Annotated in this window: 8 protein-coding genes; 1 reads left to right on the top strand and 7 read right to left on the bottom strand. The window is 42.0% G+C overall.

Annotation, left to right across the window (positions count from 1 at the left end):
- Positions 1-121: 121 nt before the first annotated feature.
- From V7K55_RS01510 to V7K55_RS01490, 5 genes are all read right to left on the bottom strand, one after another.
- Positions 122-628: a hypothetical protein gene (locus V7K55_RS01510; protein WP_334827454.1), complete on the bottom strand. Its 507-nt coding sequence runs from the start codon at positions 626-628 to the stop codon at positions 122-124.
- 99 nt (positions 629-727) lie between these two features.
- A complete protein-coding gene (locus V7K55_RS01505) occupies positions 728-2,257 on the bottom strand; it encodes a bifunctional aminoglycoside phosphotransferase/ATP-binding protein (protein WP_334827452.1) in 1,530 nt (509 codons plus the stop codon).
- Positions 2,258-2,357: 100 nt separating this feature from the next.
- Positions 2,358-2,963 carry a 50S ribosomal protein L25/general stress protein Ctc gene (locus V7K55_RS01500; RefSeq protein ID WP_334827450.1) on the bottom strand — a complete coding sequence of 202 codons (606 nt, stop codon included), beginning with the start codon at positions 2,961-2,963 and terminating at the stop codon, positions 2,358-2,360.
- A gap of 97 nt (positions 2,964-3,060) precedes the next feature.
- On the bottom strand, positions 3,061-4,404 hold the full coding sequence (locus V7K55_RS01495; RefSeq protein ID WP_334827448.1) for an adenylosuccinate synthase: 1,344 nt from the start codon (positions 4,402-4,404) through the stop codon (positions 3,061-3,063).
- Positions 4,405-4,502: 98 nt separating this feature from the next.
- A complete protein-coding gene (locus V7K55_RS01490) occupies positions 4,503-4,658 on the bottom strand; it encodes a hypothetical protein (RefSeq protein WP_334827446.1) in 156 nt (51 codons plus the stop codon).
- 313 nt (positions 4,659-4,971) lie between these two features.
- On the opposite strand from V7K55_RS01490, the gene V7K55_RS01485 reads away from it, so the two are divergent.
- Complete coding sequence (locus V7K55_RS01485; protein ID WP_334827444.1) at positions 4,972-7,173, top strand: PAS domain S-box protein; 2,202 nt, start codon at positions 4,972-4,974, stop codon at positions 7,171-7,173.
- A gap of 100 nt (positions 7,174-7,273) precedes the next feature.
- Here V7K55_RS01485 and V7K55_RS01480 read toward each other — a convergent pair whose 3' ends face one another.
- Positions 7,274-7,429: a hypothetical protein gene (locus tag V7K55_RS01480; protein WP_334827442.1), complete on the bottom strand. Its 156-nt coding sequence runs from the start codon at positions 7,427-7,429 to the stop codon at positions 7,274-7,276.
- Positions 7,430-7,431: 2 nt separating this feature from the next.
- The gene (locus V7K55_RS01475) at positions 7,432-8,385 is read right to left on the bottom strand and encodes a Rieske 2Fe-2S domain-containing protein (protein WP_334827440.1); all 954 of its coding nucleotides are present in this window, start codon (positions 8,383-8,385) and stop codon (positions 7,432-7,434) included.
- Positions 8,386-8,419 lie beyond the last annotated feature (34 nt).

Raw genomic sequence — 8,419 nt, 5'->3', positions numbered from 1 at the left:
TAGAGGCATAAGTTACAGGTTAGAAGAAATAATTCTCCTTGTCCCCAGTCCCCAGTCCCCAGTCCCCAGTCCCCAGTCCCCAGTCCCCAGTCCCTAGTCCCCAGTCCCCAGTCCCCAGTTCCTACCTTTCCCAAAACCTGAAATTGAAACTACTTCCAGGAGCGCGACGGTAACGGCGGGCGGTTCTTCTGATTTGCCTTTTGTTGATCCTGTCGTTTGTTGGTTCAATTTCACTCTCTTCTGATTCTTCAACTTGCAACTGAGTTCTAGTTTCTTCCTTACTTCCCCACCAAGCAGTAATCCAGCCTCCAGCTAAACCGCCTATTCCACCTAGCAAGATACTCATCGGTGGTGGATACCCCAAATAGACAAAGCCAAGCATGAAAAATAACCAGTATTTCAGTCCTGTATCAACGCCATCAGAAGAGGCTACAGTTGGTGCTTGGGTGCTATTGCTGGTTAAATTTGTGATCCAGCTGAGGATGAAACCGCCCATGATTCCTAAGAAGATACTTAGGGCTGGCGCAGAGCCGGTCATTACTAATATAAATGTTAAAAATACCCCAAATAACAACTGAGAAAAGAAGCTGGGAGAAATACTAAAAAAGTCGTTCTTTTTGTCTGCCATATAGTAAAAAAGGCTATTAACTAATTACTAATGCGTAATTCGTAATTTTATATTCAATTACGAATTACGTTAGCGTAGCGGGGCGTAGCCCATTACGAATTACTTTAATTGTGCATCTTGTGATTGGGTTGTATCCAAAATCTTTACGTAAGATTGTTCTTTTTCAGTGAAAGGTTCGGCTTGTTTCATTTGTGAGGCTAATAAATCGGCGGTAGCATCAGCAATATCACCAGTGCGGTTATTTAGACGCTCTTTTAGAACTTCTAGCGGTGCTGTGCATTGGATAATCTGAAAGGGAATTTCGTGCTTTGTAGCTTGAGCGATCGCTTCTTGCCGCAACTTCTGTTTATCATATTTGGCATCCAAAATCACTGAAAAACCTTGTTTAGCCAGGATAATTCCCAATTCCAACAGCCGTGTGTAGGTTTTCTCAGTCATCTCAGGCGTATATAAATCATCGCCACCTCTTTCCCACAGGGGAATTCCCCCTAAATGTTTCCGCACCGCATCAGAACGCAGGTGAATTGCTCCCTGTTGACGGGCTAAATGTCTGGCTGTGGTACTTTTACCAGAACCCGACAACCCCGACATCAAAATTAGCTCTCCAACCTTTGGTTTAGTATACTCCCAAGCCTGTTTATAATACTCACTGGCAGTTTTTGTCGCCTCTTCTTTTACCGTCGCAGGTACACTCGGATCGCCTAGCAAAAATGATGTCACCTTCGCCCTGACATAAGCCTGTCGACTTAAATATAAAGGCAGCACCTGTAAACCTTCCCAGTCTCCAGTTTGCTCTATGTAGGCATTCAAAAACGTATTACCTAAGTCTTTGCGTTGCCGCGCTTCCAAATCCATCACCGTAAACGCCACATCGTACATCACATCGACAAAGCGAAACGGCTCGTTAAACTCAATGCAATCAAACAGCAAAATTTTATCGTTCCACAGGGCAATATTTCTCAGGTGTAAATCCCCGTGACATTCACGAATATAATTGTTGTGAATTCTGCTAGTAAATAATTCTGGACGTTCTGCAAAAAAGTTATCTGTATATTGCTTTGTTTCTGTAAATTGTGCTTGAGTCTGGGGGCCACCAATATAATTCTCAGTTTGCTGATAATTCTCGTCAAATGCAGCCCTGACTTTTGGGACTTCACCAAAACTGCGAATATAATCATTCGTCTGTGCTTCGGCATGATATTGAGCCACCACCCGTCCCAACTCATCTAGGAGTGTCTCATTTAACTTACCCTCGTCAAAAAGCGTACTCAGTAGCGAATCTTGAGGAAACTGCCGCATTTTCAGCACATATTCTATAGCCTCGGCTGTTCCCCCTAGCTGGTATTGCTCCCCTACCAGAGTTATGGGCAAAACTTCTAAATATAGTTCACCAGCACCCCTCTGATTTAACCGTAACTCTTCCTGACAAAAATGCTGCCGCTTCTCTAAGGTGGAAAAGTCCAAAAAGCCAAAATTCACCGGTTTTTTTAGCTTATAAGCGTAATCCCCAGTCAGCAGCACATAAGAAATGTGAGTTTGAATTAGTTCAATAGGTTCTGTTACCGCATGGGGATAAAATCCAGGCTGCAACATTTGCTGAATTAAGACTGGAAGAGTCGCTTCTGTCATTTATATTCCTCTGCGCTCTCTGCGCCTCTGTGGTTCAAATACAAAAAAACCAGGAGTTCCCCCCTGGTATCATCAAAAATTATTACACAGTTTACCTAGCTTAAGAAGCTGCTTCAGTTTCAGTTTCTGTGCCAGCATCTTCAGCGCTAATTTGTGGTGGCAAAACGCTGACAACAAGTCGCTCTGATTCAGCTAGAGGTGTTACACCTTCAGGAAAGGCTATATCACTAATACTCAAACTGTCTCCAATTTGCAGGTTAGAGACATCAATTTCGATGACATCTGGGATGTTTTCTGGCGCACAACTAACTTGCAATTCAGAGATTACCGTGTCTAACACGCCACCCTCTTGTTTAACACCAATAGCATTTCCCACAAAACGCAGCCGTACTTCTACATTGGTGTCGCCGTGGCCAGCAACCGCGAAAAAGCTGAGGTGGTAGGGCGTACCTTTTGCTGGATGGATCTGAAGTTCCCGCAGCAGGGTTTTACCGCGCCAAGGTGCATCAGCAATATTCAATTCAATCAAGGTGTTATTAACTGAAACCCTTTTGAGCAAGCGCTCAACAGTTTTGGCATCAATAGTCAAAGAAATTGACTCTGTACCCTTATGACCGTACAAATTGGCAGGTATCAATCCAGAACGGCGCAAAGCTCTTGGCTTGCTACCTTCTGGACGTTTTTGAGATTCGACTGTAATCGCCATAGAAGTTGTCCTTTGTCATTTGTCAGTTATCAGTTGTCATTAGTCATTTGTCAGTTGTCATTTGCTAATGACCAATGACTAATGACCAATGACTAATTCACGCACTTAGCAAGGTCGCAGGTGTGCCGTCAGCCTGCAATAAAGCGCGTTTGGGCCCGTGGATGGGGTCTTCTACGATTATTGTTTGATCGCGGCTTGCTCCTAGGGAGACGATCGCGATCGGGACTTCCATTAATTCAGCGAGGAATTTTAGATAGTCCAGTGCTTGCTGTGGCAAGTCTTCCAGGGTGCGGCATTCGGTTGTTGACACTTTCCACCCTGGTAAGGTTTTGTAGATGGGGCGACATCTAGCAAATTGACGAGAACTAGTGGGGAAGTGTTCGCTACGTTGACCATCTATGTCATAAGCTACACAAACTTGAATTTCCTCTAATTCATCGAGGACATCCAGTTTGGTCAGCGCCATGCAATCCATGCCATTAATCCGCACAGCATAGCGACCAATGACCGCATCAAACCAGCCACAGCGCCGTTTGCGTCCAGTGGTTGTGCCAAATTCGGCACCGCGATCGCACAACAATTCACCCAACTCGCCATCCAATTCCGTGGGAAATGGCCCCTCTCCCACCCGCGTTGTGTAGGCTTTCGACACGCCAATTACCCGGTCAATCATTGTCGGGCCTACTCCTGTACCAACGCAAGCCCCACCCGCGACAGGGTTAGAAGAGGTGACATAAGGATAAGTTCCATGATCTAGGTCAAGGAGTGTACCTTGTGCGCCTTCAAACAAAATATTGCGCCGTCGCTGAATCGCATCGGATATTTTTAACGATGTATCAACAACGTGAGGTCGCAAGCGTTCTGCATACCCCAAATACTGTTCAATCACCTCTTGTGGATCTAGAGGCGGCAAGTTGTAAAGCTTTTCTAAAATGACGTTTTTATAATTAATCGTCCACTCTAACTGCTCACGTAGCTCATCCGGGTTCATCAAGTCTAAAACCCGAATCCCTGTACGTTCAGATTTGTCAGCATAAGTCGGCCCAATGCCCCGACCTGTTGTGCCGATCTTATAGCTTCCCCGTCGTTCTTCAGATGCCTGGTCAATCAAGCGATGATAAGGCATTGTTACGTGGGCTGTCTCAGATATCAGCAGGTGGTCAGTGGAAATATTTAATTCTTTTAGTTGGTCGATTTCTGCGATCAAAATCTGTGGATCGATGACTGTTCCACAGCCGATAATGCAATCAGTATTTGGATACAAAATACCAGAGGGAATCAAGTGCAGTTTAAAGGTCTGACCTTTAACTACAATCGTGTGTCCAGCATTGACACCCCCTTGGTAACGAACCACAACATCTGCGGAGCGACTGAGTAAGTCAGTTATTTTACCTTTTCCTTCATCGCCCCATTGGGCACCTATGACAATGACGTTAGCCAAGAGCTTATATTAAGAAGTAAAGTTTCCACAAACTATAATTATTAACATATTGCTTGAATCATGTCAAGCTAATTATTGTAGATTCACCTGAGCGGAGGTCATTCGCACGCCAGTTGTTCTTGGGGAGACATTGCGCTGGAAGGGTTTGTCGGCAAAAAGTTTTCTGACTTGTTCGCGTTGGCACAGCGTCTCACAGAGAATACCGGACTGGCCTGGTTATAACCGCCGATGTCAAAGAACTCTGACTTACGCAATAATCCTCTAATGTCCTACTCTATGGGCAACCACTTCTCTAGGACATTATGAGGATTTACGAGACGCTTTGCGAATGTGTCTATGCGTTCTATGTGGTTCGTTTTTTTTATGATTTAAAACTGCCTTGATTACACTACTGCTCAAAATGAATTTATATTAAAAACTAGCGGATTTATTTGTGACTATTATGTATAAATCATCATCTCAAAAAATCCAGATATTTACAACTCTAAAAGATTGTATTTTTTTATCGGTGTTATCAAACTCCTTAAAAAATTCTCAGTATTTGTTTTTAATCTTTAATCTTAACTGATGGATGTCATCTGCGGCAGAAAAGGCGATCGCACGATTAAAAAATGGTATCGAGTCCAAAAGCTAAAAGCAATATTCATCTTAGCCTTGGCAGTTGTGTTTACTAATGCTGTAATCTCTTATAGCAATACTGTAAAGCCGATTCACAACCAGCAATGGGTGACATCTTCTTATGAAGTTATTACTCAAGTTGAAAGTATTAAATCTACACTCAAAGATACTGAAACGGCACAACGTAATTACCTAATTACAGTAGATGCAGACGATCTAAAAACTTATCTTACAGCTTCTCAACAAACTAGTCGCAATATTCAAATTCTCAGTAAGCTAACTGCTAATAACCATCAAAAACAGCAATGGATTTATTTGCTGGAGCCGAAAATTACCAGTAGGCTCAGTATTCTGCAACAAGAGATTTCCCTCAGAAAAAACCAGGGATTTGAGGCAGTTCGGCAGCGAATCTTATCTGATAAGGACAACCCAAGTAGCAAAAAAATCCAACAGCTTATTCACGATTATTTAGAGGTAGAGCAAAATTTATTACAGCAGGGAATGCAGCAGGTGCAAGCAAGTTCCCAAAAAGCGATAGTGATATTTTTTATCGCTGCTATTGTGGATTTGGTGTTGGTGGCGCTGCTGTATGATTGGTTGTGGCGTTATATCAGGCAACTTCAGCAGACAGAATTGGCCCTACGCCAAAGCGAAAACCGTTTACGAGCCATGATAGATGCAGAACCAGAATGCATCAATTTAATTGCTAAGGATGGCACCCTTTTAGAAATTAATGCCGAAGGGTTGGCAATGATGGAAGTGGAAAGTGCTGATGTATTGATTGGTAAACCAATTGATGCTGTAATTGTGCCAGAATATAGAGCAGCTTTTGCGAACTTGCATAAAAGTATCTGCCAAGGTAACAAGGGGACTTTGGAGTTTGAAATTGTGGGATTTAAAGGTACTCGTCGCTACATGGAAACTCATGCTGTACCACTGCGTAACGAATCTGATGGTACATTCAGCCATTTGGCACTGATGCGAGATATAACCCAGCAAAAACAGGCAGAACAGAAAATCCGCGAACAAGGGTTGCTGCTGGATGTATCAACTGAGGGGATTATTGTACGAAATATCCACAACCAAATCTTGCTTTGGAATCAAGGTGCTGAACATCTGTATGGCTGGAAGGCTGAAGAAGTTGTAGGTAAGAATGTTTTGCAGTTTTTGCATAAAGATATTTCACCACAGCTAGAAGATGCTTACTTGAAGGTGATGAATACAGGTGAGTGGCGTGGTGAGTTGCATCAACTGACAAAGGAAGGTAAAGTAATTATCGTTGAAAGTCGGTGGATACTGATCCGAGATGATAGTGGACAAACTAAGTCCATTTTGAGTGTGAACACCGAGATTACGCAGCAGAAACAACTAGAAGCTCAACTTCTGCGATCGCAACGTTTGGAAAGTATCGGTACGTTAGCTGGCGGTATTGTCCACGATCTCAACAATATACTATCCCCAATTTTAATGTCAGTTCAACTGTTGCAGAAGAAATTGCCCGATTCGCAGAGTCAGCAAATACTGCAAACTTTAGAAAATAATGTTAAACGCGGTGCTAATTTGCTCAAGCAAGTATTGTCTTTTGCACGGGGTATTGAAGGCAAACGGACAATTGTCCAAATTCCGCCTTTGATGGCAGAAATTGAGCAAATTATCGCTCAAACCTTCCCCAAATCTATTATTTGTCAGGTAGATATCCCTAAAAATCTGTGGTATGTCCGTGGAGACACAACTCAACTACATCAGGTGCTGATAAATTTAGTAGTCAATGCCCGCGATGCTATGCCCAATGGCGGTATATTGAGGATTGCAGCAGAAAATCTGGTGATTGGCGAACATTCTGCCCAGATAAATATTGATGCCAAAGTAGGTTCTTATATTGCGATCGTGGTGACAGATACTGGTATAGGGATGTCGTCGGAAGTCCAACAACGGATTTTTGAACCATTTTTCACTACCAAAGAGGTAGGCAAAGGTACAGGTTTAGGACTTTCCACGGCGTTGGGTATTGTTAAGAATCACGGTGGTTTTGCCAATGTTTACAGTCAGGTAGGCAGAGGTACTCAATTTACAGTCTACTTACCTGCCTCAACATTGAGAGACACACATTTGATGTCTCCAGAACTGGAATCAGTTAGAGGAGATGGCTAATTTATTTTGGTGGTGAAAGGATCGCAAACTAGAAAAAATCCTATCAACCAAAACTTTCTGCTGACGTTGGAAATTGGTTACTAGAAATAAAAAATATCAGTTAATATGATATGCCGTTATCACTTGTAGCGATCGCTTCCCCATGAAATACTGGATACATTAAGCGACGAGTTAGCCGATGTTCTTCCCCATCTTGTAATAAAATATTGTTGCCAAATGTTGATTCTAGAAAATACCACCCTATCTGCGACGACATAATTACCAATCATGGTAGAGTTTTTCTGCGTAGAACATAATTTCTTCATTTGGTAATCTAATTTTTGCTTTTTGCCGAGGATACAAACTTTCAACTGCACCTGTATCCTGTTCAATGACTGTGGCTCCTGCTTTTAAAACGGAATTTTTAAACAGAAATTTCATCAAAGGATTGACTACTTTGGCATACATCAAAATAAACGTCTTGGTGATTTTTTCTGTTTCCGGGTAGAGAATATGAATTTGAGCAATATCACCAATGGGCGTTTTAGCAAAAAAACCAGTAGTTGAAGGAAAAGCGTATTCGAGTGTGTTATTGAGATTTTTTGGAAAAATGCCTAAAATTGGGTTTTTGATAATTTCTGTTAGTGTATTATCATCTCTCCTTAAATCTTGTTTAATTGTGGTATAGTATCCTTTTTCTTCAAAAGAAGTAACATGACAACATTTAATTTTAAATAGTTCTTTATGAGTCCCATTCTGGTGGTTATAGTCATAGTTAACCATCAGGTTACTCAAAAAGTCACCCTGAATACTTTTATCCCCTGTTACTCCAAGAAACTCGTATTCATCGACAATTTTTTGATGTAAATCGGGGATAGGCAATCTTGGCTCAAACCCGGCATAAGTCCAGAGACAATCATTGCTAATAATTAGCTCTAATGGTTTTGTAATAGGCTGATTATCCTTTTTTTCTCCTTGCTGTAGTCTGCCTTTGCCATCAAATTCTAGTGCATGAAAAGGGCAAGTAATAGTATCTCTTTCTTGACAAACCCAACCATCTGATAAGGGTGCTTGCATGTGGGGGCAGATGTTATCAAGGGCAAAAAATTCGCCTTTTTGGTTTTGCCAGATAACATAATCCTGTCCATTTAAAGTAAGTTTATTAGGTTTATTCACTCCTAATGTAGATTTGTGCGCGATTAACCAAGGCGCACCAGGTAAAATTGGTTTCATTTTTCCTCCAAAATATTGATAACTTTTTGAAAAA

Origin of the sequence: Nostoc sp., assembly GCF_036919895.1 — a bacterium.
In the GTDB taxonomy this organism is placed as follows: Bacteria; Cyanobacteriota; Cyanobacteriia; order Cyanobacteriales; family Nostocaceae; genus Nostoc.
This window is presented reverse-complemented; position numbering and strand designations above follow the sequence as displayed.

Bases quoted from the DNA above. Each gene is read 5' to 3' on its own strand.
- V7K55_RS01510 (WP_334827454.1), bottom strand. From the start codon at position 628: ATGGCAGACAAAAAGAACGACTTTTTTAGTATTTCTCCCAGCTTCTTT.
- V7K55_RS01505 (WP_334827452.1), bottom strand. From the start codon at position 2,257: ATGACAGAAGCGACTCTTCCAGTCTTAATTCAGCAAATGTTGCAGCCT.
- V7K55_RS01500 (WP_334827450.1), bottom strand. From the start codon at position 2,963: ATGGCGATTACAGTCGAATCTCAAAAACGTCCAGAAGGTAGCAAGCCA.
- V7K55_RS01485 (WP_334827444.1), top strand. From the start codon at position 4,972: ATGGATGTCATCTGCGGCAGAAAAGGCGATCGCACGATTAAAAAATGG.
- V7K55_RS01480 (WP_334827442.1), bottom strand. From the start codon at position 7,429: ATGTCGTCGCAGATAGGGTGGTATTTTCTAGAATCAACATTTGGCAAC.
- V7K55_RS01475 (WP_334827440.1), bottom strand. From the start codon at position 8,385: ATGAAACCAATTTTACCTGGTGCGCCTTGGTTAATCGCGCACAAATCT.